The sequence below is a fragment of the Flavobacterium sp. genome, assembly GCF_003525665.1.
Taxonomy (GTDB): Bacteria; Bacteroidota; Bacteroidia; order Flavobacteriales; family Flavobacteriaceae; genus Flavobacterium.
This window is the reverse complement of sequence record NZ_DQDX01000093.1, coordinates 1-375: the sequence shown is the minus strand read 5'-3', so window position 1 is coordinate 375 and position 375 is coordinate 1. Positions and strand designations below refer to the sequence as shown.

Sequence of the window (375 nt, the reverse complement as noted above, 5' to 3'; positions counted from 1 at the left end):
TTTAAACATGATGAACGGTTCGAGTATTCAAGATCCAACAAAAATTACATCTTCTAAATTTGACGAACTTTTAAACAAAGGTCAGATAGAAAAAGTAAATGTTTTCAATAAATCAGATGGTGAAGCTTTCTTGACGGCTGCGGCATTAAAAGATAAAGCTAATAAAAAAATTGCAAAAGATGTTTTTGGAAATCCTAATAAAGGACCACATTACACCTTTGAAATTGCCGATGCTCAAAACTTTGAAAACAAGCTTATCAAAGCAAAAAATGAAAGCAAATTAAAAGAATACGATTTCAAAATTCAAGGTGATTGGACCGGAATTTTAATGAATTTTCTTCCAATAATTTTAATCATCGGAGTTTGGATATTCAT

Annotated in this window: 1 protein-coding gene; it reads left to right on the top strand. The window is 29.9% G+C overall.

The features are described 5' to 3' along the window. Window positions 1-375 (top strand): ATP-dependent metallopeptidase FtsH/Yme1/Tma family protein (locus DIU01_RS06860; RefSeq protein ID WP_367221818.1); only part of this gene is annotated, 375 nt, incomplete at both ends.